The sequence below is a fragment of the [Bacillus] enclensis genome (assembly GCF_001456935.1).
In the GTDB taxonomy this organism is placed as follows: Bacteria; Bacillota; Bacilli; order Bacillales; family Bacillaceae_B; genus Rossellomorea; species Rossellomorea enclensis.
Map to the genome: position 1 here is coordinate 59,332 of NZ_KQ758484.1, position 25,345 is coordinate 84,676.

The following is a 25,345-nucleotide window of genomic DNA, read 5'->3' on the forward strand; positions in this document are numbered from 1 at the left end:
AAAAGCCGCAGGGCATCATCCCCTGCGGCTTTTCGCTATTTTCAGGAAATCATACATCGTTCATGGATATTCAGCTAAAAATAGACAGACCTGTCCCGTTGGCAGCTGAAAATCCAAAAATCGACATCATGAAAACAAGGTATTTCTTCCTGGCCCTGATGTCTACAGTGAACGATTGCATGAGTTTCCCTCCTTTTTTGTTTAAGATTCTCTTTTATCTTTTATTATAAGATGGTTGGGAATTTACAGCAAGGGGAAATTGGAGCGCGGGGCACTGGTTATAGCACCGTTTTGCCCAAATAGAGTTGAAAAGTTTGTTATTTTGACTGGATCCGGTTAAGTTGAACCAATTCTTCTGTATAAATGACTGTCTGTATAATGGAAATTTGGGTGCCGTCAGCATTTATGATCCATTTTCAGGATTTATGATCCATTCGACAAAAAATACGCGCCTCAATCGAAATTTATAATCCATTTCAGAAAAATATGATCCTGATTCGAAATATATGATCCTTTGAGAATCATTCTAATCTAGCGGCGTCTGCACCGGCCGCGTCAGACAACGCTGGCACACCAGCCCCGGCCACAAACCCCAGCCTTCAAATCCCAAAAAGACAAAACAAAAAACCCGGCCCCCGGCACACTCCAAAAAAGCGTACCAGGGACCGGGCCCCATATCATTCATTCCGTCAAAATGGGTCAGGGTACCTGTCCCCCCGACCCACTTCCGACCCGCCATCGACCAGCCGAACCGGCAGGCAGGCCCGCTGGCTGGTCCGATTTAAACCACAGAGCCGATGAGACTGAATCGGACCTGAAACGAGCAAGCCGAACCGTGCAGCCGAACCGTGCAGCCGAATTAAGCCGCCCGGTTCTCCTGCTTCCGGTCCCCCTTCTCGATCTTCACTGCTGTAACGGCAAAGACCAATAGAAGGACGATCTGCGGGATCATCGTTTCAAGTGTAGGATAGAATCCCGCCCAGTCCACGATTGGCAGGCTGTTCAATTGAGTCGACTGGATCTTGTCGGTCAATTGCAGCGCGTGGATGCTGACGCCGAGTATTTTGAATGCCACGAAATAGATCAGGAATGTGGCGATCTTGAAGAACGGGCGCACCGGGATCTTCGTGCTGTATCGGATGAGTACGAATGCACAGACTGCCAAGATTCCGACGGCGATCAAGATGCCGGCAAGCATTTTCCCAGTGCTGATGGATGGTGCGATCCCCATGTAGAAGATGATTGTTTCGGCACCTTCCCTGAAGATCGACAGGAAGCTGACTAACGCAAGCGACAGGACGCTGCCCGTCGAAAGGGCCGTTCCCATCTGTTTCTGGATGTACTGGTTCCATGCTTTCATCGTTGATTTCTGGTGAAGCCACATACCGACTCCGACCATCATCAATACGGCCGCGATTCCGGTGATGCCTTCAAAGATTTCGCGGTTGGCGCCTGCAGTGGCGGTCGAAAAGACCGTGCTCAAAATGAAGGCTGCCACAACGCTCATCCCGACACCGGCAATGACGCCGGCCCAGATCCACTTCTGCTGTGAAGCGGCATTCGCTTTTCGTAAAAAGGCAAGGAGGGCGGTCACGACAAGCAGTGCTTCCAGTCCCTCGCGAAGCATGATCAGCGCTGCATCCCAGACGCTGTAATTCGTTTTGTCCTGCAGGAGGACAATCGATTTTTGATAGTTTGTCAGATCACTCTGAATCGCGTCTACATCTGCGTTTTCAGAAGAAAGCTTTCCGGCAAGGACCGGGATATTGTTTTCAAGCTCCGTATAGAGGCTGCCATTTTTCGTCCTGACATCCCCTTCTACAGAAGGCCAGACACTCAGGAATTTCTCGAGGTGAGGCACTGCCCCCTCCGGATTCCCATCATCGATCGATTGATTCGCTTTCTCGAGCAGGCTCACAAGCGTATCCAGGGAATAGTTCTGGTTATCGGACTTAAGGTTCTTTCCTGCTGCAAAATCCTCGACTGCCGAGTTCAGCTCGCCATAGATTCCTTCGATTTTTGAAAAATCCTTTTCATCCTGTGTCAGGGCGATCCGCAGAAATCCCATCTGCGTTTCGATTTTCCCGTAGAAAGGGATGCTCTGAGAGCGGACGATCTTTTCATTCTTCGTCCAGGCAGACAGGAATGATTGGTAGCTCTCATACGCACGGTCAGCGTCTTTCGCCTCGATTGACTGTCCCATCTCGTCAAGGACCGGAGTCAGGGCTGCCTTGACCTGGCCGCGCTGTTCCTCCTGATCGACAGGGTTCTGTTCCTTCTCGAGGGCGACCAGACTGTGGGAAACGTCTGATAACGCGTCCAGTACAGGTTCTTTTTCACGTTCCTTCACAAGGTCATCGAGGGTGGAAATAGAGTCTCCGACCTTCTTCGATGTCTCGTTTTCGGGAACATCCGCCTTTTCCCAGTCACTGCTCAACTGTGCGACAAGCTTTTCAGCGCTGTCCCAGTCATCTGCCTTGACCTTCATGATGGCGTCGCCGACAGAAATATATAAATCACTGTAGTTTTCCTCCGCCGATGCAAACTGCAAAGGCGAAAGCATCATCAGCACGATCAGGCTGATCAGTATTGTCACTTTCTTCAATGCGCCCATCTCCTAGTTAAACAACTCAGCACCAAGGAAGCTTCCTTTTTTCACGCCCGGGAAACAAGCGAAAAGGGCACTGCCTCGGTGGGTGATGTATTCATTCAATTTATCTGCACGTCCCATGCTTTTCTGGATGTTGATGAACTGACTCGGGTTCTGCTGGAATGACATGAACAAGAGCCCGGTATCAAACGCCCCTGTATCCGGGTTGATTCCATCCGAATACGAGAAGGAGCGGCGCAGGATCCTGTCCTTCACCTTACGCGCGAGTGCCACGTGGGAATTTTCCGGGACGACCGGTTTGCCGTTCTCCTTGAGTTCAAGATCCACTTCATCGAACTCGCCTTTCTTCCCAAGCGGGGCACCAGTGTCACGATGCCTTCCGAACGTTGCTTCCTGTCCGCTGAGTGACGTACGGTCCCACGTTTCCACATGCATCTGGATCCTTCTGACGGCAAGATACGTCCCGCCCGTCAGCCAGCTTTTCGACTGGCCGGGCTGCACCCATACCACCTTATCCATTTCTTTCGCATCATCCGTGTCCGGATTGCCTGTCCCGTCCTTAAAGGCAAAAAGGTTCCGCGGCGTTTCCACCTTCTTCCCTTTTTGCTTGTAGGAATTGAATCCGGTCTGCGACCATTTCAGCGTCACTTTCCCGCGGGCAGCCCTGATCAGGTTGCGGACCGCGTGGAACGCGACCTGCGGATCATCCGCACACGCCTGGACACAGATGTCCCCTCCGACATAGCGAGGATCCAGCTGATCCTTCGGGAAGTGCGGCAGATCCTTGAGTTCAGCCGGTTTCTTGTGGGCGAGGCCAAGTTCTTTTTTTTCAAAAAGGCTCGGTCCCACCCCGAACGTCAGCGTCAAATGTGCCGGGTCGAGCCCGGCCGCTTCCCCTGTATCAGGAGGCGGCAGCAGCGCATTGGCCGAATTCGGTCCGACCAGCTGCCCGTTCATCAGGCTGACGCTGTAGGTCGTCCATAATCTGAACAGTTCCTTCAATTCGGCTTTTGATCCCGCCGTGCAATTCAGCGAAGCGAAGTACACATGCTTCGGATTCTTCGTCAGGATCCCCGACTGATGCTTTCCGTAAAAATTGACCTTGTTGTCAACGGTTTCGTCATCATCAACAAACGGATTGGCACCGAATGCCGTGAGGACACCGGTGAGCCCCGATGCTCCAAGGAGCACCCCGGCTCCGCCGACGCCTGCTATTTTTAAAATATCTCGCCTTGAAATTTGAGTCTGTAACATTGATTTCTCTTCGCTGCTCATTCAGATCACTCCACTACAATGGCAATTTGACTTAGAGGCTCCCCTAAATTATCAACCGCACGGGATAAGGCCTTCGTATCTTCTGAAGTCAATTTTTCATACGATACATATCCGCCGTTACCATCTTCATATTTTGCAAGAAGCTCATCAAGCGTGGCGAAATTCTTTTCCAATGTGCTGACAAGATCCTTGTCTCTCTTCTCTAGTTCATCTTTGAAAATAGCAAAAATCTTTTCTGCACCCTCTACGTTTGCTTTGAAATCATATAAGTCCGTATGAGAGTAGATTTCCTCTTCCCCTGAAATCTTCGAGGTCGATACCTCGTTCAGAAGGTCGACCGCTCCCGTGATCATCAGGTCAGGCGTCACTTCCACCGTCTCCACTTTCGCACGAAGTTCCTTCACATCTTTCAACAGCTGGTCTGCCGTTTCTTCATACCCTTCAGTCGTGCCTTCTTCCCAAAGCGCATACTCAAGCTTGTGGTATCCGGACCACTCCTCTTCGCCTTTCCCTTCATCCTGGATATCGGCAAGACGCGCATCGATGCGCGGATCCAAATCCCCGAAGCTCTCGGCGATCGGTTCGGAACGCTCGAAATACATACGCGCCGGAGCATACAATTCCTTGGCCTTCTCAACATCCCCGGCTTTCACCGCTTCAACGAACGCCTCTGTCTCGATGACGAACTGATCGAGCTGCTCCGTCGCGAAGTCCTTATATGCAGCCACTTCACTGTCTAGCGTAGCCGCCTGCTGCGTCTGCTCTGAAGCCTTTGTATCTTCCTTCTTCGTACTGGATGCCTCATCCCCGCAGCCAGCCAGAAGACTTCCCGATAAAACTACCATACTCGCAAAACCAACTAATTTTTTCATATTTATATATAACTCCTATCATCGTATAATATCAACGTTAATGATAATCATTTTCAATTGATATGTCAACATGCTATCAAACGCTTTCACATCGGGGGTGGTGGACGCGTGGCCGAGGTTCGGTCCGGCGGCGGTCGGATGCTGTTTAGCGGGTCGGGCGGTTCAGGGGCCGGGCTTGGCCGGAAGCGGATCGGGGGGACAGGTACCTTCACCCGCCGTGCCGCGGTTCCTGTCCCCGCGGTCAAGCCGAAAGCGGCTCCCTGTCTGTTTCCCGCCCGTTTCAACATACTAGCCTTCTCCCCGGCAAAACCATGATTTGTCAAAAGCTTTTTTTATAAAAAACTCTCAAAAACTGCTTAAATTATGCCCAAACCCATTGTTTTCAAGCCAATCTATGTAATGTAGTGGATCTCACCCACCTTTTCCATTAAAAAACCGGTACCGTTTGATGCTGCAAACCTGCTGGAAATAGATATATTATCAAAAACGATGGTTTTATTATCAAAAATCCAAATATATTATCAAACCGAAACGGCCCATTTATTATCAAAAATAAGATTTTATTATCAAATCGAAAAATCTGCCCATAATATGGTCACGGGACCTGTCCTCCGGCTCACTCCACCCATGATATGGGCCACCGTACCTGTCCCCCCGGCTTAACCCCATCCAACCGGACACCCTTGCCTTCAGCTAACGGCGGCTACAACGACCTTAACCGTTCGGGAATTGAACCCTAAAGCGGGTGCACATGCCGGGCACACCAAAAAAGGCCCCCCTGCTTCCACAAGCAGGGGGACCCTCCACCAGATCGGCCCGATAAATTAAAGCCGCTATTAATGTATATCCCTCTTCTTAAACCGCCCGCCGCGGACTTCGTTGATATCCGCTACAGCAAGGAACGCCGACGGATCCAGTTCCTCGACGATCGACTTCAGCTTGGCTTCTTCCAGCCTGGTCACGATGGTGAAGATCACTTTTTTGTCATCACCTGAGTAGGCGCCTTCCCCTTTCAGGTAGGTGACCCCGCGCCCGAGCCGGGCCATGATCGCGTCCCCGATGTCCTCGTGTTTGTCACTGATGATCCAGGCGGATTTCGATTCGTCGAAGCCGTCGATGACGATATCGATCGTCTTGAAGGCGATGACGTACGCGAGGACCGAGTACATCGCCCGGTCCCATCCGAGGACGAAACCGCCCCATGCAAAGATGAACACGTTGAAAAGCATGATGAATTCCCCGACTGAGAAAGGGAATTTTTTATTTAAAAGAATGGCCAGGATCTCACTGCCGTCAAGGGCACCTCCGTACCGGATGACCAATCCCACCCCGGCGCCGAGCACGATTCCGCCAAAGACCGTCGCCAGCAGCACATCCTGCGTAAACGCCGCGACATGATGCAGATAACTCGTCGCAAGCGATAAAATCGTAATTCCGAATAATGTGGATATCGCGAACGTTTTTCCGATTTGCTTGTAACCAATGAAGAAAAACGGGATGTTCAGTAAGAAGATAAATAATCCGATGCCGATACCGGTCAGGTTATAAAGAATGATCGAGATTCCAACGATCCCGCCGTCCATGATCAAATTCGGTACGAGGAACACTTCGATTCCAAGCGCCATCATGATGGCTCCCAGCAGGATGAAGACTCCCCGTTTCAAAACTTTCAATTTCGTTAATTTAGGATGCTGCAATTCAGCTTTTATCTGTTGTTCGATTGATTCATCACTCAATGTCGCTTCCCCCTGTTTCTATGTACTCATATTAAAGTATCTGTTTACGGTCGAATATATGTATAGATCAGGAGAGATAGTTGGACTGATACATCATGACTTCTATGAACCCATGTGTGTCTGGAGAGATGTCCACGGAATAACATGTCTGATCAGCGGGTGCATATGACTTTATTTTCCGGGCTGAATGGAAGGGAAGAGGAGCCGCACTGTCATCGTGGTGAGGGGACGAAGAGGTTGGAGAAAAAATCATCTCGATATTTGACAGGTGCGAAGTATCAACTTTTAAATCGGCTTCATTCATGGCAGCATCCTCGTATTTCAGTACATGGATCTGCTGCAGACCGGCAAGACAAACAAGTAAAATCCAGATCGACACATTCCTCACTCGATAACCTCCCTCCGCATTTCTTCTTATTTAATTATACCTCATTGCATTCCACAGGGGAACGGATTGGACTTTCCGGAACAAGCGGCGGTGGCGTGCGCCAAGCTGAAAAAACCGGAATCCCCGACCGGATACGGTTTTCACTTCCATTAAAAAATCTATTCCCCCAGCTCAATTACAATCGGATCAAGCTCGATTTTCTCATGTCCTTTCCCGGACGTCAGGCTCGCGATGATCACCGGCTGGATGATGAGCTGCCCGGCCCCGTCCCGGATCGCACCGAAGTCCGTCGTCCCTTCAAACGTTTTCCCCTCATCCGTTGAGACTCCCGGTCCGCTCGTACCGTCTGCATAGACATGCCCGAGATCATCCGTCACCCTGAACACCGGCGTCACGCTCGGCCATTTTTCAAGGAAATCCCCTTTCACGAGCTGCCTGTAGGAAATGATCGTCGACACATCCGTGAACTCAACCGATTTCAGGGTGAACGTAACCTCTTCATTCTTCACCGTTTCATTCACGAGCTGCTCTTTCCCTTCCAGTCGCTCCAATGAAAAATCGAACGACCAATCCCCCTTGATCACAGCATCCTTTTCAACTCCGCTGAACCCTTGAGGAGACCATGAAATGTCCACCTTATCCGGAGTTTCGCCGTCTTTGAAGTGAGGGGTGAACGTGGATAGGCCGACGTAGCGTGTGTCACTGATCTTCGTGATTTCGCCGGTGCCGGCACTGCCGTTAGAGCCTGCGACCTCGAACCAGTCCGCCCCGCTCATCTGCACCGATTCACCCAGATCCCGATCCGTTTCAATCGCGAACGACACCGTGATATTCGTACCGTCATAGACCGCATCATCGATCATGACCGTCGTTCCATTGTCCGTCTCGGCAAGACCGATATCGGTGGAGAATTCATCAAAGGCGCCATGGTCTTCGTTTTGAAAATACGCGATGACATCATCCATAAACGGGATCTGCGAAGCAATTGACGGCACCGCAAAGCCCGCCGCAGCAGACGCCCCGATCAAGATGACCGCTGCAGCTGCAGCCGGCCGCCATACCGGTGCCTTTTTCCTTTTTTTCAAAACATGCTGTTTCACCCGTTCTTTCTCCGCATCCGTCACGTCCGATAACTCCAGCTGCTCCACATCGAGTTCCATCCATTCCTTCATGCTCATATCAATAGCTCCTTCAATTTCAAATTAGTCGCCAGGATCTTCTTCCCCCGGTACAAACGGTTATCGACCGCTGCTTTCGAGAGTCCCAGGTGATCCGCAATTTCACGATTGGAGAGCTCCAAGTAATATTTCATCATGAAAATGTCCCGGTCATCGTCCTTCAATCGATTGATAGCAGCCAATAATTCATTTCTACCTTCACGCATCATGACCGATTCTTCCGTTGCTGCGGCACCCGCTTTCTCTTTTAACAGGACATCGGACTTCTCACGCTCCCTGCGCTTTTTTGCATGACGGTACCGGTCGATGGCCTTATACTTCGCGATCATGCCAATCCACTTTTTAAAATCAGCTGCTTCTCCCTGAAACTGACGGGCATTCTCCCAGACAGTCAGGAACACATCGTTGACGCATTCATCGATATCCTGGTCGTGCATACTGTTCAGAATCTTCGCCGCAATCGTTTTGACAAGCGGCATATACGTATCAATCACATACACAAGCGCATCTTCTTTCCTTTTTTTCAGCCTCGGGATAAAATTTGCCGGCGTACTTTTCATCATTTCCGCTCCTTTTGTTTTTGAAAAAGCTTTTTCATATGGTACAACGAACGACGTGTGAAATTATTCTCAAGTTTATGTAAATTGAGACTTCAAAGAAGCAAAATGGTCACTGGCCATGATAAAATGAGACCGAAAGTCTTCTAAAGGAAATGGGAGGGATTCACAATGTTCACAACGGTAAACGATTTTCTACAGGAATGGAAACAGGAAGCGGCAGTCACCCAGAAAGTGCTCGACGCCCTCACGGATGAGTCATTGAAACAAGAGGTCGCACCCGGCCTGTACAGCATCGGGAGTGTCGCGTGGCACATAACCGGAGCCGCATTCTACTTTCCGTCTCAAGTCAGCATCCGCTTCGAGGCCCCGGATCTTCAAAAAGAAGCCCCTGCTTCTGCATCCGAAATCAGCGAAACTTACAAACTCGTAAGCGACCGTCTGGCTGAAGCCGTCTCCGAACAGGTTTCTGATGAAAAAATGAACGAAATGGTCAACCTATTCGGTATGGACATGCCCGTCCAGGCCGTCCTGCGCCTGCTGATCCAGCACCAGGCCCACCACCGCGGGCAGCTGACCGTCCTCATGCGCCAGGCAGACCTGAAAGTTCCCGGCGTGTACGGCCCGAGCAAAGAAGAATGGGAAGCGATGAACGCTTCGAAATAAGAAGGAAAAAGACCGGCGCCGGCCGGTCTTTTTTTACTCTTTGAAATAGTGGACGGGCCTGACTTCAATACGCCAGCCAAACTCTTCCCCGCCCTCCACCTGCACAGCCGGATGCAGCCTCGCCGCACCGACTGCGGCATCCAGATCCTCTGCTTCAATGAGGAACACGCTTCCGATCATCTCCCCGGTTTCTTCCCCATCACTCACGATCACTTTCCCGCCACCCCGTCTTATATGTTTCGCTTCAAGACCCGTACCTGCATCCATCAGGACCTGCCCAGTTTCGTACAACTCCTGAAGATGCGGCTCGCACTCTCCCATGACGGCATTGATCTCTTCCTCCGGCCTTGCATCCATCTTTTCCCGATTAAAATAGCCCACGCATAGAAATTTCATTTCACCGTCTCCTTTTCTGAACCATTACATGTAAAGTTCGACGTCCTGCGGGAAATCCCTTGTTCCGGATTAAGCAGCCGCATGGCAAAATAAAGAGGGATTCGTCTCTTTTTACAGAATCTATCCTTCATAGACTTAAAAAGGAGTGCCGCTATGTATATCCCGCCATATTTTAAAATCACAGACGAAACGACCGCCCATAGCATTATCAGCGAAAACGGCTTTGCCACCCTGATCTCCCAGGGCGACGGCATGCCCATCGCCACCCATCTGCCGCTGCAGCTTAATGAGGATAAAACCTGTTTACACGGCCATTTCGCCAGACCGAACCCGCAGTGGAAGGACATCGAATCCCAAACTGTGCTCGCCATTTTCCACGGTCCGCACTGCTACATCTCCCCGTCCTGGTATGAGACGGATCAAACCGTGCCCACCTGGAACTACGTCACTGTCCATGTGTACGGAAAAATGGAGCTCGTCCATGATACCGATGAGAGCATGAAATCTTTAGAAGAGCTGGTCGCAGCATACGAAGCTCCCGACAGCCCTTACAGCCTGGAAAACGTAGATGCCGGATATCTCGCCGGACTGAGCAAAGGCATCCAGGCATTCAAGCTGCATATCACGAAAATCGAAGGCAAAGCAAAACTAAGCCAAAACCATCCAGCCGAGCGTCGTGAACGGGTGATCCGGCAGCTCGAACAGATTCCCAGGGACGATGAGAGGGAGATTGCGGAGTGGATGAAGAGAAGTCTGAAGTGAAGGCAGAGCAGACAAAATAAGAGTGAAATTTCATTTAATAAGGGGGATGAAATATGTCCTCGAAAGTAAAACTTGTATACTTCATTGATGCCAATGAAGTCAGAGACCTAATAAATATGAAGTTCCAAATAGATCCCAATGATCTGGCCGGAAATTAATCGAAATGATTTAAAAAATATTTCAATAGGGGCATGGCCATAATTGCGAATCATGGCCATGCCCCCTTGTTTTCAAAGAAAAGTGAGTCAAAATGACTTATTTTTAAAAAATTCTCTGCAGTGTTTTGTAGAAATCCAGTTTTCAACCGGATTCCGGCCCGCTATTTCAGTAGAGAGAAGGATCAGGCATCAAATATGATCCTAAATCTGATTTTATGAGCCCAATTGGAAATATATGATCCTAATCCCGATTTTATGAGCCTAATTCAGATTATATGATCCTAATTCAAATTATATGATCTTACAAGAATCATTCTAAACTAGAATCCTGAATATTCTCCTCTCCATTCCAAAGATCACACAAAAATGAGCCGCGGTACCTGTCCCCCTGACCCGCTCAAGGCAGCAATACAATCTTCCCCAGCTTCCCTTTTTCCTTAAAATACACCTGTGCTTCTTTCGCTTGTTCCAATGGAAAGGTTTTATCGATGACAGGCACTAGTTTTCCTTCAGAAATGGCTCCCAGCATCTCTTTGAACTCTGCCCTAGTCCCCAGCACCGAACCGTACATGGTGATGTGTTTTAAATACAGTGTCCGAAAATCCAGATTCGTCTGCTGGCCCCCGGCAGAGCCTGATATACAAAACTTCCCGCCTTTTTTCAAAACTTGAAGAGACGTGTCGAATAAAGCATCCCCCACGACATCCAGCACGGAGTCGACCGGACCCCCGTTCACATTAAGAATGTCTTCTGCCAGGTGTTCGGAGTGATAGGATACGACATGGGTTGCGCCTAATTCCTTCAGCTTTTCTTCCCCGGCCAAGTCACCAATGACCGCAAAGACCTTGGCTCCACACACCTTTGACGCAATCTGCACATTCAACGAGCCCACCCCGCCGTTCGCCCCGGTGACCACCACCGTTTCTCCGGCTTGAACTTGAATCTGGTTCACCATATGCCACGCTGTCAGCCCGCTCACCGAAAAAACGGCGCTTTCCTGATAGCCTGGAAGAGGCATATCAAAGCAGAGTTCAGCCGGCCACACGACATATTCAGCATACCCGCCGTCATACTCAGATCCGATGAACGACATATCCTCCGAAATATGTTCCAATCCACTTTCCCCGCTCGATGTAAAAGGAAAAAGCACCACATCCCTGCCCGCCATCGATTGGGGGACAGCACTTCCAACCTTCACAACCTGCCCCGTAATATCCGAGCCGGGAATCCGCGGGAATTGTACACCTTCCGGCCGCCATCCCGATTTTGTGCCGCTCCCGTAAGCCCCTTCCCTCATCCAGATTTCTGTATTATTGATCGCGCAGGCCTTCACTTTCACAAGTACTTCATTTGCTTTAGGTTCCGGGACCGGGATATCCACCAATTCCAGCTTATCGACATCCCCATATCCAGTTACTCGCACCGCTTTCATCGCTATCATCCTTTGTCGAATCAGATTTATTTGATTATGTAAAATACAGAACTTATTATTTGTTGTTTCCCTTTTTTTAAACGTATCCCAATGGTTCATGAGGGAGCCGTGATTGTTGGGACCCGGGACAATACCCAGTCACCGGGATCCCCCGCCAAATCCAAACCCCGTCTCAACCTCCCAATACTTCGTCACCACATTCCCTTTCGGCAGCACCATTCCCAGCTCTACCTTCTCAGACCCCTTCTTGAAAGTCAGCATCCCATGAGGCAGATAATCATAGCGGAACCCGTTCTGCGGATGCCAGCTGCGGCTGCTCGTATTGATTTGTTCCATTATCTCACGGATCTGTTCCTTATCGTCTATGACTTTAACTTCCTGTCCCTGCGTCGAAATCCTCAACTCATCAAAATCCCCCTCGACAATCGGAGCACGGTAAATCCAATAAACTGAAATACCCAAGAGGCACATAACCGCAAAGAAGCCTGGTATCAACCGCTTTTTTGCTATCAAAAAAGGTTCCACCCTTCATGTTTTCCTATAGTTTACTATATTTTGGATAATCCCTATAACCCTCTAAATCTTCTATATGGTAAAATATACTACATCCAACTCCATTTGAACGTAGACCCAGCCCAAAGGAGGTCATCACCATAAACACCCATTACGCCCTTTTCTTCTGCCTCGCCATCAGCCTCCATAATCTCGAAGAAGCCCTCTGGCTCCCACAGTGGTCGCAAATGGGAATGGCCATCCAGAAGCCCGTGACCCCTAATGAGTTTCATTTTGCGGTCATTATCATCACCGCACTTGCCTATCTGGCATCTTTTTTATATATAAGCTTCCCAGAATCAAAATGGATAAAATGGGCCTTCACCGGATTCCTCGGTTCCATGATCGTCAATGCCGTTTTCCCACATCTGCTGGCATCCATCCTAACGAAAACATACGCCCCTGGAGTCGGCACAGCCCTCCTGCTGAACATCCCGGTCAATGCGGTCATCCTCTACAGATTGCACAGGGAAAAACGGATATCCAGAAAAGAAATCTTCCTCTCCACGGTCGTGATGGGGGTTCTCTTGCTGGCATTGATTCCGATTTTATTTATGTTGGGGGACAGTTTTATTAATTATTAACTATTGAGGCTATCATTATAGGAACTTATTAAGCAGCGCAGACAAACTTTTAAATGAATAAACGAGGTGCAAGTTAGATGGAATTTAAAATCGAAAATATAAAGGGATTCAGCCCCCAAATTGGTCATCTTGTCTCACAAATGAATTATGCAAGGAAAACAACGATAGAAGCTGTAGATGGTTTATCCGCTTCCGATTTGGATTATTTACCGAGCAAGGACGGTAACAGTATCGGTGCCCTTTTACTGCATATGGCAGCTGTGGAAAAAGGATTTCAAATAGAGATTTTTGATGGCAGGAGACCGAATGAACGAGAAATGGAAGAATGGGGTCCTCCATACAGTCTTGGAGATAAAGGGCGAGCGCATATCAAAGGACATCCTCTAGAGTTTTATACAGACAAACTGGAAGAAGTGAGAAGCAGAACCTTGATAGAACTGGCTAACCTTAACGATGATTGGTTATATGAAAATAAATTATGGGACAATCACCCTTCTAATAACTACTTCATCTGGTTTCATGTATTTGAAGATGAAATTAATCATAGAGGCCAGATCCGAATGATCAGAAAAATGCTGAAGCCGCAATCATAGGGAAAAGAATCCTGGGCATGCACCCAAAAGGAGGTCTATCATGCAAAAGCATCAAACCGGCAAATTTAAATACCACTCCACCACCCCGGCCAGCCCGGGGATCCCCCAGAAAACTCTCATCCTCTACCACGGCTGGGGAGGATCCGCTGCAGGTTACCATGATGCAGCAAACGAAATGGCGAAAACAAGATACCGTGTCATCGTCCCTGAAATCATCTACCACGATACAAGGGAATCGCTCTCCAATCATTTCGACCAAAGGACAACACAGCACTATTTTTGGAAAACAATCGTCGAGACAATTGAAGAATTTGATCAGTTTGTCACTGCACTTGGAATCCCGAAAGAAGATATCGTGGTCGCCGGCAGTTCCATGGGCGGCTTCATCGCCACTGGCATCTTCGCCCGTGAACACAAGCTTTCCGGTCTCGCTAACATCAACGGATCGGGCTCCTTCCTACTATCCGAAAAGCTGTTCAGAGAAGCAGATGGACGGGGCGAGATTCCGGGTGCGATCGAAAAGGAATTAACCGAATATGATCCCGTCAAAAGAATAATCAGTCCATCCCCCGTCCTCCTCATCCATGGCGACTCCGACGAATTTGTTTCGATTGAAGGACAGAAAGACTATTACAGATATCTCACGGAGACAGGGGAACGAACCAATGTGGAGTTCAGGGTTTATGCTGGGGTCAATCATGTTTTTACGGATGAGATGGTTGCGGAATTGGCAGAATGGTTGAGAAAATTAGACTAAATACAAAAAGTGTGCCGTTTGTTTCCCTTTCTTAAAGTTATTGTCCAGTTACTTGGTCCTTATAACCTGTCGTCTCCTAAACCCCATACACACAGCTATTAGCTGTCTTACCTTGAAAGAGATTATTAATAAAGGCAAACACATTGACGTGTTTGCCTTTTTGCATTTTATTTTTCAGTCAACTGGATAAAACGCGTGACTTGACTCGCCATCCCCTAATAATCGTCCCCTAAATCTGCAATGGCATGAATAAAATGCTTATGCATAGCATCTCTCGCTGAATCTGGATCCCCCGCTTTAATCGCGTTAAAAACATCAATATGATCCTGTAAGGATTTATCATTATCAATTTTTTCCTGGTAGTGAGGGTTGCGCTGGGCGATCAATTCTTCCGATATCGTTTGGAAAAATAAAATGATGAAGCGGTTTTTAGATAGTTCGGCGATGGTCATGTGGAAATTATACCCCTCAATCCCATAGTCCTGCCGACTTTCCATTTTCGTCTTAAGCTTCTGAAGGGCATTTTCAAGTTCTTCAATTCCCTCCGCATCTATTCTTTGAGCAGCTAGGAAGGCAGCCTGGGTCTCGATGGCCATCCTGACATCCAGTAAATCTTTATAAGAATTCTCCCGATCACTCATCAGACTGATGAGCTCCGTGTTTTTTATTTTACGGATGGCTTCTTCTGTTACAAAAGTTCCTTTACCCGGGAACGATTCAATCACTCCCATTAATTGCAGGCTTTTTAACGCTTCTCTAATTGAATTCCTGCTGACTTGAAATTGATTGGATAACTCCATTTCACCGGGAAATCTCTCTCCAGGAGCCCACGTTTCTTTCTTTATTCCTTCTAAAAGCTGTTCCACTACGTCTTTATACAACGCATTTTTAATTACAGGTTTAAACAAACCGATCACCTCAATGTACAATTGTCCTACATTTAGTATACATATCTTTACGATAGATAGCGAGTTTTAAAGGGCTCAGAAATTTTTTCAGAAAACTCTTTCTTTTTAAAAACGCACCTGTTAAAATGTAGGACAATAGGATATTTAAACATTATGCACTTAGGAGGAATGAATTTATGAGTTTGCATTTTGGTATTATCGGTGCCGGTAATGGCGGCCATGCATTTGCCGCTTATCTGGGAATGAAAGAGGTAGAGGTGAATTGGTTTGATATTGACCCGAAGGTTGTTGAAGTAATTAATGACCAAGGCGGAGTATATGTGGATGGTCAGTTAAATGGATTCGCACCCGTTAGAAATGCCACCACGGATATGAAGGAGCTAATTGATTCTTCCGATGTTCTTATGGTTGTTGCTCCTGCTAATGCCCACCGGATTATCGCCAGGAACTGTGCTCCCTATTTGAAAGATGACCAGATCGTTATTTTAAATCCTGGTTCCACCGGTGGAGCACTGGAGTTCCATCAAGAACTTAAGAAAAGTGGTTGTTCTGCTGAAATCATTTTGGCTGAAACACAGTCCCTCTTATTTGCATGCCGATTGAAGAAGGCCGGCCATGTTTCAATCTTTGGGGTGAAAAGGTATCTTCCGTTCGCTACGTTTCCTTCCAATAAAATTGAAAGCGTTTACGAATTGTTGTCACCTGTATTCCCGGAGTTTAGAAAAGGTGAAAATGTACTGGAAATCAGCCTCGGCAATGTTAATGCGATTCTTCACCCGGCACCATCATTATTCAATTTGCCTCAAGTAGAAAAACAAATACCTTTCCTTCACTATTGGGAAGGGATCACCGGGGGTATCAGCATTTTACTTGATAAAATGGACGAAGAACGGTTGGAGATTGGAAAAGCCTATCAGCTTTCCCTGCCTTCCACCAAAGATTTATTGCGTAGCTTTTACGGAGTTGAAGGAGATACAATGGAAGAGCTTGTACAAAACAACCAGGCTTATAAGACCATCACAGGAGCAAATTCTTTTTCAAGCAGGTATTTTACTGAAGATATACCGATGGGGCTCATTCCAATGCAAGAACTGGCCAGGGCAGCAAATGTCCCCACACCGACTATTGACGCTATTATTCAACTATCTTCCTCTATCTTTAAAGATGACTTTAAAAGTTCGGCCAGAACATTAGACAGATTAGGACTAAGTCAAATGACCTTACATGAAATACTCCAATACGTTGAACACGGAGAAGCTCAAAAAATCATCAATAACCAATAAAGGAGGATCATAATGAATAATCTCATACCCATTTTAATCAGCAGTTCTATCGTAATTGTTTTATCCGGTTTATTTTCCCTCTATATTGGCAGGAAGAAAAAAGGTGACGAGGAATGGGCCATCGGGGGGAGATCTCTTCCTGTGTACGTTGTTGTAGGCACACAGTTTGCTACAGCAATGGGAGGAGGAATGCTCGTAGCCCACGTCGGGATCGGCTACTCCAGCGGGTGGTCGACCATAACCTATGGCCTGATCCTGGGTTCGGGACTTCTCATACTTGTGCTTCTTTCAAGGTGGCTCAGGGAGCAAGGCTTTACTACACTTCCGGATGTCATCAAAAAGATTTACGGCGAACACCCTGTTCTTACTTCCATCACAGCCTTCATGACGATCATCGTTCCGTTTGGGTGGGTGGCGACTCAGCTTGTAGCATTCGGCAGGCTCCTTGAAGCGATTACGGGAATTGAACCTGCCATACTTATGTTTTTCCTGGCACTAGTCAGCTTAATTTATGTCCTCCCGTCAGGTTTAACCTCGATTGCCTGGACCGATTTTGTCTTTGGAATCTTAATGTTATGCATGTCAGTGCTTTCCGTTTTCTATGTACTGAATATGGCCGGGGGAATCAGTGAGATTACACAAAGCGTACCTGAGACGTCATGGAAGTTCCCAGAAGGACTTGGGGCGGTTGGCGGGCTTTCCATTCTTCTTTGGACGCTGTCCATCCTCCCGGGTACCTTGACCAATCAAATGTATTATCAAAGAATTTATGCTTCCAAAGATACAAAAGGAGTAAGGATTTCTTTATTATCCACTGCCATCATCATCTTGCTTGTGGAAGTGTGGGCTGCAACGATGGGAATGTCGATTCATGCGATGAATCCATCACTATCCAATCCCGAGGATGCAGCAGGGTGGTTCCTAACTCAAGTGCCGACATGGTTCTTGGCACTATATGCAAGCTTCATCATTGCGACAATCATGTCCACAGTCAACAGTGGTGTACAATCCGTCGTGGTCAATCTGACACGGGACATCTACAAGACGTATATCAACCCTTCTGTAAGTGAAAAGAAGATGCTTAGCTTATCGAGATGGCTGTCCGTTGCAGTTGTAGCAGTCGCTTACCTGATGGCCACCCAATTTTCCGGGGCCCTCAATTGGCTTGTAGCCACGTATGCTTATTCTGCAGGAGCGTTGCTGGTTCCCATTTTTGTGGGCTACGCTTTAAGAAAATCAACATTCCTTACCGTTCAAGGCGGTATGGCCAGCATGCTGCTTGGAGTATTGGGAACCGGTGTTGCCCATTATTTTGATACTACTATTCCTTACGTCATTTACGGGTTATTATTCTCGCTTGCAGGATTGATTATTGGTTCTGCCCTGACACAAAAGAAAGATGAAAATATGAAAAGCAATGGTGAAAAAAAATCTATGGTGAACTAATGTCTTCAATGTGTTTAAAATAAGAGCAATTTTATCGAAGCTCATACTACTGATCACCGAAATTTGATTTAAAGACTATCATTTTAAGAAACTGGCTTTAGTCTCAGTAAAACCCGAATTAACTTATTGTAAGGTTCAAGTTAATTCGGGTTTTTTAGTTTCAATTTAGTTTTTAATAGTTGCAAAATCTCAAGAATTATTTTCTTATCGAGTAACATTAAAAAAGCGGACCATGTTCCCAGGTACCACTCTCCTATCTTCTCATTAAAGCCCCGGCAAATACCCAAATCCCATTCAACCCCAACAACCCGGCAATCACCATCACCAAAAAAGCCAAATCAGGAGAAAACATCCACACTGCATGCCACGGCGACTGCGAAACATAACTCAGCGCCGGAATGAGGCCAAACGATAAAGCAATCAACACACTACCCGTTACAAAACCTCCTACCCTTTTCAAAACCGGCTTCCTTATAAAAAACACCAGTAACCCCGCAAGCAAAACCGTCACCAGAAGAAGGATCAACTGAATCACAGGTGTATTCCCCGGAATCTCACCAGGTTCATCCCCGTTAAGAATATCAATGATTCCCATCTTTAAATAATAGAGGCCTTCTTCTTCCAAGACATTATTTTTATTGGTGAGAAGCACACCGCCCCACCCGGTTTCAGGCATCGTAAAAAACTCCGAATGCGAATCGGGGGTCGAGCCGGAGTGCCAGATCATTTCTTCAGGCGAGCCCGGATTTGACACGCGGATTCCCAGCCCATAATAACGGTCTTCCCCCGTTTGGACATGAGGCGTAAGATAAAGCGACTTGCTTTCTTCACTTAAAAGCCCATCCCTATCCTCCCCGTTCAAAAACGAAAGAAACTTCACCATATCATTCGCGCTTGCCGTCATGTATCCATAAGGAGCACCGCCATTGTCATAAGCAACGCTACTTTTCACCGGCATCCCGAACCATGACTGATAGCCTCGAGCGTATCCATTCTCATAAGCAGCCTCACGGTTACCAGCAGCATGCTCCATCCCTAGCGGCTTCAGCACGCTTTGATCCATATACTCGGAAAAACCAACACCCGTCACCTCTTCGATGAGGGCACCCAGAATCATAAAATTCGAATTGCTGTAGAGATGTTTTTGCCCGACAGGTGCACTCAATTCAACATCTGCAAGGTTCTTTACATTCTCGCGGATTGCACTTAGATCGTTTGCTTCCTGATCTGACATAATAAGCCCGGTGTACGTACCCAGCCCGCTCGTCTGGGTTAGCAGCTGCTTGACCGTTATCCGCCCCGCCGCCTCTTCATCACTCAGCGTAAACCACGGGAGGTGTTTCCGGACCGGATCATCCAATTCAATCAGACCCTCATCGACCAGCTTCATCACACCAAGGCCCGTCAATGATTTACTGATCGAACCAATCGTAAACGGCGTGTCAGCGGTCACCACCTCTTCCTTTTCCCCCGTGACACCCCACGACTTGGAATAAAACACATCCCCTTCCTTCAAGAGGATGACCGATGCCCCCGGAACCCGGTACTCATCCACATACCCATCAATATAATGATCCAGTTCAGTCTCCACATCTTCTTGAGCGGACACCGGCCAGCCTGTCACCAGCAAACTCCAGATCAGAGAGCACCCCATAACCATAAGCATGCGCTTCTTTATTTTCATATCACGCACCCATCTTTCGCTTATTCATCGTTTGAATAAGCACCCCCGCAAGCACGGCAATCCCAATACTCACCAGTACAAGAAGACTGTTCCACCACGAATTCCCTGAAATCCGGTAGAGGAGATTGTACTCGAAATCGTTCGACCTTAGTGGATTGAATGCTTCCGTTAAAAATAAAGAGAAAAGAATTTGCGACATAAAATAAACAACCGCTGATGCGAGAAGGGCTGGCAAAATGGAACGGCCCGATTCTTTTTTTGTGAGATGAGTCTTCTTAATGCGGGAGTGAACATCAATTTCGTTGATCTCCACATAATCTTTTACAAAAGCTTCAGGACCCCCGAGCTCTTCCAAGGCGTCGGTTCCATGCTCATGTGATTCTTGTATATGTTCCACAATCTGAAATTTCACCTTTTCCCGCTCCTTCAAACGGACTCCATACTCCTTCAACGCAGCCAATACTTCATTAACGAATTGTTTTTCCTCCGCCGTCATCCAATCCATCTTCACTCCGCCCCCTCTCCTTCTGAACCGCTCTCCAGCAATGAACGAATATCCTTCTGCAGCTCCAGCCATTCGTCTATTTTCTGCCGAAGCACCTTCCTCCCCCTGTCAGTGATTTCATAATAAACTCTCATTTTCCCGCTTTCCGTCAGCTCCCGGCTGTCTTCAACAAGCTCTGACTCCTTCAATTTCGTAAGGATCGGATAAATGCTCCCCACACCCTTCAACTGCAGGCGGTGATTCTCCAGCTCCTTCATGATTTCATACCCATAGCTCTTTTTTGTCGACAATATCGACAACACACACATTTCCAAATGACCTTTAATCAAACTGGTTCTATTCATAGGAAAAATTTAACATAATTATATATCGGAATCAAGTATATATTTTTATTAAGTTTATTCGCCGAACTACTCAAAAAAAACCGCCCCGGCAGAATACCGAAGCGGATCAAAAAAGAGCCGCGGTACCTGTCCCCGCGACCCACAATCTATTCATTCGACAACTTCAACCAGATTCACAATCATGATATGTTCTTCCTCCACTAGCCCAGTATGGTAGCTCGAGCCATTCACTGCGCTTTCGGGGAAGGTTTCCTTACCGTTTTCATCAAGCGGGATCCATCCGATGCCGGAAGCCACCTGGCGCATGATTCCTTCCAAGGGGAAAACGCCGTTGTGAGATGCCCCATCGGCCATCTCTTCCATCACTGCGATCCAATCATCCGGCAGCTTTAGGACTCCGTATGGGTTCTCGCCAAACGAAACTTCCTTTTTCATCCGGATGCTCGGGGTGTATTCATGACGTGTGCCGGAAACGGAATAGTTCCGGTCCCTTTTATAATAAAAATTCAGCGTATCGACGTTCTTTTCTGAAGGATTGATATTCCACACGATCCGGTACGTTGACGGATCTTCAGGATCGACCTTCCAAATCTTCGGTTCCCCTTTCGTGCGCACGGTCCCAAGCTTCCATTTATGACGGTGTCACACCCAGGTACTTACTCCATATACCCCTTCATTTGAGATGAAGGGGGCCGCCACGTGTTTACCGTCAACCTTGATCACTTCCTGGATTTCCCCGGCATTCGCTTCAGGGAGCAGGCCGTTGATTGCTTTTACCATCTGTTTTTCACCAGGCAGTGCATCTGGCTCTGAAAAATAAAACCAGTAAACTGCCAGAGATCCGGCCACCAGAAAGAGTACAGCCCCTGATAGAATGGCTTTCATTTTCATCGTCATCTGGCTGCTCCTCCCTTCAATACCGAATCATCCAATCTATAATAATATTGATTCCGAGAGGTGGAGACCAGGATCCCCTTCCCGTCTTCCTCCACATAGATGATCGGCTTCTTCCCGCTTCCCCACTTCGAAGAAACACCGGTCATCTGATAAGGAAAACGCTCATTCCGGTTCCTCTCGCCGTCTGATTCCTGGAACATTTCCTCGTACCAGCCATCGCTATCCACTCTTTCTTGTTCAGCAGAAGCCAGTTGATCCGCGAACTTCCCGCGATCCAGGGCCGCATCCCCGGCCCCAGAAGGATGAGTGGCGATGATCGAAGCCTCATCCGTATCCGCGATATGCGTCGAGAGATCACCCTCCGGATACACCGCCGAATACAGCAGGATTGAAAGCAACGATGCTGCCAGGAAAATAAAATTCCCGGCAAACCCCAGCCAGGCAAATCGCCTGTAATTGTCCCACCGGTCCTCCACCCGGTTCAAAACCGCATACAGTATCCACACGCCTAGCGGCAGCACAGGGAACCTCATCATCGTCCCTTCCATCTCCCAGTCAATCGAGAACGCGAATACTCCTGCCAATATGGCAACGACAACCTTCCACACCCGCGGTTTCGCCTGCTGTTTCCGGTACAGCCTGACAGCCAGCAATCCGATCACCAGCCATGCCAGTACATCCAGCGCTACTGATACGGCATCCCCTGTAAAGTCCAAATTAAACATAATCCCTTTTCCTCTCTTTTTCTATTTAACTCCGATACATCCAATATAAGCCTCTATTTTACCATTCATTCCCACTATAGAAAAAGCCCTTTCCTCATTGCCTCAAAAATAATAAGGGAGACTTTTCATTCTGAACGCTTTTCATACATACCCATTAAGGTATATAATCAACTAAACGTTTATAAGATAATCAAGAGACTAATAGAATGATAAAGTGAACATATATTCCCACGTACAGATTGGAAGGATACCATGAATGCACATAATGAACTTGCGATAAAAGACTGCCTGGATTCCCCTGAACACCAGCAGGCTATTTATAAAAAAACATTAATCATCATCATGATCGCCCAGGTCTTCGGAGGGGCGGGGCTCGCTGCCGGCATTACGGTGGGCGCGCTTCTCGCCCAGGATATGCTCGGGACGGACAGCTTTTCCGGCGTCCCCGTCGCCCTCTTCACGCTGGGTTCAGCAGGCGCGGCCATGTTTGTCGGAAGGCTCTCCCAGCGTTACGGAAGACGGACGGGTCTTTCCATCGGCTTCCTGATCGGCGGGATCGGTGCTGCCGGGGCCGTCGCTGCGGCTGTCACCCATTCCGTCATCCTGCTTTTCATTTCGCTATTGATTTATGGAGCCGGGACTGCCACAAACCTGCAGACGCGCTATGCAGGGACCGACCTGGCAAAACCGGCACAGCGGGCTACGGCGGTCAGCTTTGCCATGGTGGCAACAACATTCGGTGCGGTCGCCGGACCCAACCTCGTTGATGTGATGGGCCGATTCGCTGTCTCCATCGGGATCCCCCCTCTGGGAGGACCATTTATCCTGGCTTTTGCCGCCTACACCCTTGCCGGCATCGTCATCTTCATTTTTATGCGGCCGGACCCCTATGTATTGGCGATGGCGCTTTCAAAGTCTGAGGAAACAGCCAAGGTCAGGGAATCAGTCACGTCTTCTACAAAAAACAGCCGGGGGATTTTCCTTGGGGCTTCTGTGATGATCCTGACACAGATCGTCATGGTCGCCATCATGACCATGACCCCCGTCCACATGGGGCACCACGGCCACGGGTTGACGGCCATCGGCCTGATCATCGGAATCCATATCGGTGCGATGTACCTGCCGTCGCTCATCACCGGTGTGCTTGTCGATAAAATCGGCCGGATGCCGATGGTTGCAGCGGCCGCGCTTACTCTTCTTGCAGCCGGGATCCTAGCTGCAGCAGCGCCGACCGACTCGATTGTGATTCTCGCCATTGCCCTCGCGCTGCTTGGACTCGGCTGGAACTTCGGTCTGATCAGCGGCACGGCCATCCTTGTCGACTCGACGGATACCGCCACCCGTGCCAAAACCCAGGGAAGCGTCGATGTCTTCATCGCCCTCGCCGGAGCTTCCGGCGGTGTGCTCTCAGGCATCATCGTCGCGTTCTCCAGCTACCCGGCCCTTTCCATCGGGGGCGGAATCATCTCCCTGATCCTCATTCCGGCAACGATCTGGTATCTCATGGGGAACAGGCAAACCGGCAAGACGAAAAAACAAGCAAACTAAAGAGCAGGACCATGCTGACGAAGCTTGGTCCTGCTCGTTTTTATTAGAAAATCCACTTATTTCAGCTTCGTTTCAGAAGGTTTTTTCAAATTTTGTGCAAAAACCCTTCAAAAGCCACAATCTCCCCTTTAATTTCATCCAATGAAACCTTCCAGACAAGATATATGATCCATTTCAGAGATTTATGATCCTAACTAGAAATATATGATCCTCATTCCAATTTTATGATCCTATTTTTAAATATACGATCCTAAATCGAAATATATGATCTTATGAGAATCATTCTAAACTGGCTGGCCGAATCCTTCCTCCATCAAAAATCAGACGAAGATGATCCGCGGTACCTGTCCCCCCTGCAACCCCAAGCAGGAATTCACCATCCTCATGTTAAATACTAATAAATACCAATCCGACGAAAAAGAGGGATCCATCATGCCAACCTTCATTAAAAAGACTGACTTCTTCAAACTGTATTCATTAACTGACGGGGTCTATGCCGCCATCGCCATACCCGGAAAAGGCGCCTGGAGCAATGCTGGGATCGTGGATCTCGGGGATGAAGTACTCGTCTTCGATTCATTTACCACCCCATCTGCAGGCCAAGAGTTAAGAAACCAGGCAGAGCTCCTTACGGGTAAAAAGGTAAAGTACCTGATCAACAGCCACTACCACGGCGACCACGTCTTCGGCAATCAAGCATTCCGCGATGCTTCCATCATCTCCACCGTTGAAACAAAAGAGCTGTCCAAGGAAAAAAACAAGCTTGGAGACGTTAAAAAAGAAATAGAACATACAAAAGAGTACCTGCGAAGTTTAAAACAACAAATTGACCTCACCCGGGATCCGATCCTCAAAGCCAGCCTTGAGAACCAGTACGACGAAATGAATAAGGTCCTGAACGACATACCCCGTCTAGAAATCGTCCTTCCATCCGTCCTTTTTGAAAAGAAACTGCTCCTAAAAGGGTCGAAAAGAAAAGTGGAATTGCACTGCCTGGGAGGGGGACACACACCCAGCGACACCTTCATGTATTTACCGGAAGACAAGATTGCCTTCATGGGGGATCTCCTCACGGAAAATCTGCATGTACCGATCATTAACCCCGAAGAATTTCTTCACATATTTGAAAGAGTAAGAGAGTTGAACATCACCACCTATGTCCCTGGCCATGGGAATGTCGGAAATAAAGAACTGTTGAATGAACTAGAAGGATATGTCACATTTTTAAAAGATACTTTGACTGATGCTATCAACAAGCACGTCCCTCTGGAATCACTTATTACCCGCTTCGAAGCACCTCTTCCCTATAAAAATTGGATGGGCGTTGGCGGAATCGAGGGGAACCTTTCAAAAATATATGAATTCTACTGTGGTAAAACAACTTAGATCTGGACGTACGCTTATCTGATTTCCGGCCTGCCTCCCGGGTTTGGAGGGGCATAAGCGGAAGCAAAGGCACCCCCACGAAACGGTATACTTTTTATACAG

27 protein-coding genes are annotated in these 25,345 nt (G+C 48.0%); 10 read left to right on the forward strand and 17 right to left on the reverse strand.

Going from position 1 to position 25,345, the window contains the following annotated elements; genetic code table 11:
* Positions 1-859: 859 nt before the first annotated feature.
* The 3 genes from AS034_RS13050 to efeO are packed head-to-tail and all read right to left on the reverse strand — an operon-like array spanning position 860 to position 4,758.
* The gene (locus AS034_RS13050; RefSeq protein WP_244888172.1) at positions 860-2,596 is read right to left on the reverse strand and encodes an FTR1 family protein; all 1,737 of its coding nucleotides are present in this window, start codon (positions 2,594-2,596) and stop codon (positions 860-862) included.
* A 21-nt stretch (positions 2,597-2,617) separates the two neighbouring features.
* Entirely contained in the window at positions 2,618-3,886 is a 1,269-nt protein-coding gene (gene efeB / locus AS034_RS13055) for an iron uptake transporter deferrochelatase/peroxidase subunit (protein WP_058298815.1), read from the reverse strand.
* A 5-nt stretch (positions 3,887-3,891) separates the two neighbouring features.
* Positions 3,892-4,758 (reverse strand): iron uptake system protein EfeO, encoded by an 867-nt coding sequence (gene efeO / locus AS034_RS13060; protein WP_058298816.1) that lies wholly within the window; start codon positions 4,756-4,758, stop codon positions 3,892-3,894.
* 138 nt (positions 4,759-4,896) lie between these two features.
* Between efeO and AS034_RS13065 the strand changes: the two genes are divergently transcribed.
* Positions 4,897-5,073 carry a hypothetical protein gene (locus AS034_RS13065; RefSeq protein WP_156416145.1) on the forward strand — a complete coding sequence of 59 codons (177 nt, stop codon included), beginning with the start codon at positions 4,897-4,899 and terminating at the stop codon, positions 5,071-5,073.
* A 521-nt stretch (positions 5,074-5,594) separates the two neighbouring features.
* Here AS034_RS13065 and AS034_RS13070 read toward each other — a convergent pair.
* The 4 genes from AS034_RS13070 to AS034_RS13085 all read right to left on the reverse strand — a co-directional run bounded on the left by AS034_RS13070 (position 5,595) and on the right by AS034_RS13085 (position 8,620).
* Positions 5,595-6,494, reverse strand: a complete 900-nt coding sequence (locus AS034_RS13070; RefSeq protein ID WP_411158752.1) for a YitT family protein — start codon at positions 6,492-6,494, stop codon at positions 5,595-5,597.
* A gap of 67 nt (positions 6,495-6,561) precedes the next feature.
* Positions 6,562-6,882: a hypothetical protein gene (locus AS034_RS13075; RefSeq protein WP_058298818.1), complete on the reverse strand. Its 321-nt coding sequence runs from the start codon at positions 6,880-6,882 to the stop codon at positions 6,562-6,564.
* 158 nt (positions 6,883-7,040) lie between these two features.
* Entirely contained in the window at positions 7,041-8,060 is a 1,020-nt protein-coding gene (locus tag AS034_RS13080; RefSeq protein WP_058298819.1) for a DUF4179 domain-containing protein, read from the reverse strand.
* Positions 8,057-8,620, reverse strand: coding sequence for a sigma-70 family RNA polymerase sigma factor (locus AS034_RS13085; RefSeq protein ID WP_058298820.1), 564 nt, complete (start codon positions 8,618-8,620; stop codon positions 8,057-8,059). The genes AS034_RS13080 and AS034_RS13085 overlap by 4 nt, the downstream gene beginning before the upstream one ends.
* Positions 8,621-8,788: 168 nt before the next feature.
* On the opposite strand from AS034_RS13085, the gene AS034_RS13090 reads away from it, so the two are divergent.
* The gene (locus tag AS034_RS13090) at positions 8,789-9,283 is read left to right on the forward strand and encodes a DinB family protein (RefSeq protein ID WP_058298821.1); all 495 of its coding nucleotides are present in this window, start codon (positions 8,789-8,791) and stop codon (positions 9,281-9,283) included.
* A gap of 33 nt (positions 9,284-9,316) precedes the next feature.
* On the opposite strand, the gene AS034_RS13095 is transcribed toward AS034_RS13090, so the two are convergent.
* A complete protein-coding gene (locus tag AS034_RS13095) occupies positions 9,317-9,679 on the reverse strand; it encodes a YciI family protein (RefSeq protein ID WP_058298822.1) in 363 nt (120 codons plus the stop codon).
* A gap of 153 nt (positions 9,680-9,832) precedes the next feature.
* On the opposite strand from AS034_RS13095, the gene AS034_RS13100 reads away from it, so the two are divergent.
* On the forward strand, positions 9,833-10,441 hold the full coding sequence (locus AS034_RS13100; protein WP_058298823.1) for an FMN-binding negative transcriptional regulator: 609 nt from the start codon (positions 9,833-9,835) through the stop codon (positions 10,439-10,441).
* 555 nt (positions 10,442-10,996) lie between these two features.
* Here AS034_RS13100 and AS034_RS13105 read toward each other — a convergent pair.
* Positions 10,997-12,031 (reverse strand): zinc-binding dehydrogenase, encoded by a 1,035-nt coding sequence (locus tag AS034_RS13105; RefSeq protein WP_058298824.1) that lies wholly within the window; start codon positions 12,029-12,031, stop codon positions 10,997-10,999.
* 138 nt (positions 12,032-12,169) lie between these two features.
* Positions 12,170-12,544, reverse strand: a complete 375-nt coding sequence (locus AS034_RS13110; protein ID WP_141687718.1) for a hypothetical protein — start codon at positions 12,542-12,544, stop codon at positions 12,170-12,172.
* 140 nt (positions 12,545-12,684) lie between these two features.
* Here AS034_RS13110 and AS034_RS13115 point away from each other — a divergent pair, with 140 nt between their 5' ends.
* The 3 genes from AS034_RS13115 (at position 12,685) to AS034_RS13125 (ending at position 14,517) form a co-directional block, all read left to right on the forward strand.
* Positions 12,685-13,167 (forward strand): HXXEE domain-containing protein, encoded by a 483-nt coding sequence (locus AS034_RS13115; RefSeq protein WP_058298826.1) that lies wholly within the window; start codon positions 12,685-12,687, stop codon positions 13,165-13,167.
* A gap of 77 nt (positions 13,168-13,244) precedes the next feature.
* Positions 13,245-13,760 carry a DinB family protein gene (locus AS034_RS13120; RefSeq protein WP_058298827.1) on the forward strand — a complete coding sequence of 172 codons (516 nt, stop codon included), beginning with the start codon at positions 13,245-13,247 and terminating at the stop codon, positions 13,758-13,760.
* 40 nt (positions 13,761-13,800) lie between these two features.
* Positions 13,801-14,517 (forward strand): alpha/beta fold hydrolase, encoded by a 717-nt coding sequence (locus tag AS034_RS13125; protein WP_058298828.1) that lies wholly within the window; start codon positions 13,801-13,803, stop codon positions 14,515-14,517.
* Between the two features lie 215 nt (positions 14,518-14,732).
* Here AS034_RS13125 and AS034_RS13130 read toward each other — a convergent pair whose 3' ends face one another.
* The gene (locus tag AS034_RS13130; RefSeq protein ID WP_058298829.1) at positions 14,733-15,425 is read right to left on the reverse strand and encodes a FadR/GntR family transcriptional regulator; all 693 of its coding nucleotides are present in this window, start codon (positions 15,423-15,425) and stop codon (positions 14,733-14,735) included.
* Positions 15,426-15,601: 176 nt separating this feature from the next.
* On the opposite strand from AS034_RS13130, the gene AS034_RS13135 reads away from it, so the two are divergent.
* Together AS034_RS13135 and AS034_RS13140 are read left to right on the forward strand one after the other, a co-directional pair.
* A complete protein-coding gene (locus AS034_RS13135) occupies positions 15,602-16,708 on the forward strand; it encodes an NAD/NADP-dependent octopine/nopaline dehydrogenase family protein (RefSeq protein WP_058298830.1) in 1,107 nt (368 codons plus the stop codon).
* Between the two features lie 12 nt (positions 16,709-16,720).
* Positions 16,721-18,154 (forward strand): sodium:solute symporter family protein, encoded by a 1,434-nt coding sequence (locus AS034_RS13140; protein WP_058298831.1) that lies wholly within the window; start codon positions 16,721-16,723, stop codon positions 18,152-18,154.
* Positions 18,155-18,407: 253 nt separating this feature from the next.
* Here the strand turns inward: AS034_RS13140 and AS034_RS13145 are convergent, their stop codons facing one another.
* The 6 genes from AS034_RS13145 to AS034_RS13170 form a co-directional block, all read right to left on the reverse strand.
* Positions 18,408-19,838 (reverse strand): serine hydrolase domain-containing protein, encoded by a 1,431-nt coding sequence (locus AS034_RS13145; protein ID WP_058298832.1) that lies wholly within the window; start codon positions 19,836-19,838, stop codon positions 18,408-18,410.
* A 1-nt stretch (position 19,839) separates the two neighbouring features.
* Positions 19,840-20,343: a chloride channel protein gene (locus tag AS034_RS13150; RefSeq protein ID WP_244888157.1), complete on the reverse strand. Its 504-nt coding sequence runs from the start codon at positions 20,341-20,343 to the stop codon at positions 19,840-19,842.
* A gap of 2 nt (positions 20,344-20,345) precedes the next feature.
* Positions 20,346-20,687: a PadR family transcriptional regulator gene (locus tag AS034_RS13155; protein ID WP_058298833.1), complete on the reverse strand. Its 342-nt coding sequence runs from the start codon at positions 20,685-20,687 to the stop codon at positions 20,346-20,348.
* Positions 20,688-20,837: 150 nt separating this feature from the next.
* Complete coding sequence (locus AS034_RS13160; protein ID WP_058298834.1) at positions 20,838-21,302, reverse strand: hypothetical protein; 465 nt, start codon at positions 21,300-21,302, stop codon at positions 20,838-20,840.
* A 27-nt stretch (positions 21,303-21,329) separates the two neighbouring features.
* Positions 21,330-21,584, reverse strand: a complete 255-nt coding sequence (locus tag AS034_RS13165) for a hypothetical protein (RefSeq protein WP_058298835.1) — start codon at positions 21,582-21,584, stop codon at positions 21,330-21,332.
* Positions 21,581-22,309: a hypothetical protein gene (locus tag AS034_RS13170; protein WP_058298836.1), complete on the reverse strand. Its 729-nt coding sequence runs from the start codon at positions 22,307-22,309 to the stop codon at positions 21,581-21,583. Before AS034_RS13170 ends, AS034_RS13165 begins: the two co-directional genes overlap by 4 nt.
* Positions 22,310-22,561: 252 nt before the next feature.
* Between AS034_RS13170 and AS034_RS13175 the strand changes: the two genes are divergently transcribed.
* A complete protein-coding gene (locus tag AS034_RS13175) occupies positions 22,562-23,857 on the forward strand; it encodes an MFS transporter (RefSeq protein WP_058298837.1) in 1,296 nt (431 codons plus the stop codon).
* 432 nt (positions 23,858-24,289) lie between these two features.
* Positions 24,290-25,243, forward strand: coding sequence for an MBL fold metallo-hydrolase (locus AS034_RS13180; RefSeq protein ID WP_058298838.1), 954 nt, complete (start codon positions 24,290-24,292; stop codon positions 25,241-25,243).
* The last annotated feature ends 102 nt before the right edge of the window (positions 25,244-25,345 follow it).

Excerpts from the sequence above, each read along its gene's own strand:
- AS034_RS13175 (WP_058298837.1), top strand. The coding sequence starts at position 22,562 with ATGAATGCACATAATGAACTTGCGATAAAAGACTGCCTGGATTCCCCT.
- AS034_RS13125 (WP_058298828.1), top strand. The coding sequence starts at position 13,801 with ATGCAAAAGCATCAAACCGGCAAATTTAAATACCACTCCACCACCCCG.
- AS034_RS13105 (WP_058298824.1), bottom strand. The coding sequence starts at position 12,031 with ATGAAAGCGGTGCGAGTAACTGGATATGGGGATGTCGATAAGCTGGAA.
- efeB (WP_058298815.1), bottom strand. The coding sequence starts at position 3,886 with ATGAGCAGCGAAGAGAAATCAATGTTACAGACTCAAATTTCAAGGCGA.
- AS034_RS13065 (WP_156416145.1), top strand. The coding sequence starts at position 4,897 with ATGCTGTTTAGCGGGTCGGGCGGTTCAGGGGCCGGGCTTGGCCGGAAG.
- AS034_RS13140 (WP_058298831.1), top strand. The coding sequence starts at position 16,721 with ATGAATAATCTCATACCCATTTTAATCAGCAGTTCTATCGTAATTGTT.
- AS034_RS13080 (WP_058298819.1), bottom strand. The coding sequence starts at position 8,060 with ATGAGCATGAAGGAATGGATGGAACTCGATGTGGAGCAGCTGGAGTTA.
- AS034_RS13150 (WP_244888157.1), bottom strand. The coding sequence starts at position 20,343 with ATGGATTGGATGACGGCGGAGGAAAAACAATTCGTTAATGAAGTATTG.
- AS034_RS13145 (WP_058298832.1), bottom strand. The coding sequence starts at position 19,838 with ATGAAAATAAAGAAGCGCATGCTTATGGTTATGGGGTGCTCTCTGATC.
- AS034_RS13100 (WP_058298823.1), top strand. The coding sequence starts at position 9,833 with ATGTATATCCCGCCATATTTTAAAATCACAGACGAAACGACCGCCCAT.
- AS034_RS13155 (WP_058298833.1), bottom strand. The coding sequence starts at position 20,687 with ATGAATAGAACCAGTTTGATTAAAGGTCATTTGGAAATGTGTGTGTTG.
- AS034_RS13165 (WP_058298835.1), bottom strand. The coding sequence starts at position 21,584 with ATGACGATGAAAATGAAAGCCATTCTATCAGGGGCTGTACTCTTTCTG.
- AS034_RS13120 (WP_058298827.1), top strand. The coding sequence starts at position 13,245 with ATGGAATTTAAAATCGAAAATATAAAGGGATTCAGCCCCCAAATTGGT.
- efeO (WP_058298816.1), bottom strand. The coding sequence starts at position 4,758 with ATGAAAAAATTAGTTGGTTTTGCGAGTATGGTAGTTTTATCGGGAAGT.
- AS034_RS13135 (WP_058298830.1), top strand. The coding sequence starts at position 15,602 with ATGAGTTTGCATTTTGGTATTATCGGTGCCGGTAATGGCGGCCATGCA.
- AS034_RS13090 (WP_058298821.1), top strand. The coding sequence starts at position 8,789 with ATGTTCACAACGGTAAACGATTTTCTACAGGAATGGAAACAGGAAGCG.
- AS034_RS13095 (WP_058298822.1), bottom strand. The coding sequence starts at position 9,679 with ATGAAATTTCTATGCGTGGGCTATTTTAATCGGGAAAAGATGGATGCA.
- AS034_RS13085 (WP_058298820.1), bottom strand. The coding sequence starts at position 8,620 with ATGAAAAGTACGCCGGCAAATTTTATCCCGAGGCTGAAAAAAAGGAAA.
- AS034_RS13180 (WP_058298838.1), top strand. The coding sequence starts at position 24,290 with ATGCCAACCTTCATTAAAAAGACTGACTTCTTCAAACTGTATTCATTA.
- AS034_RS13170 (WP_058298836.1), bottom strand. The coding sequence starts at position 22,309 with ATGTTTAATTTGGACTTTACAGGGGATGCCGTATCAGTAGCGCTGGAT.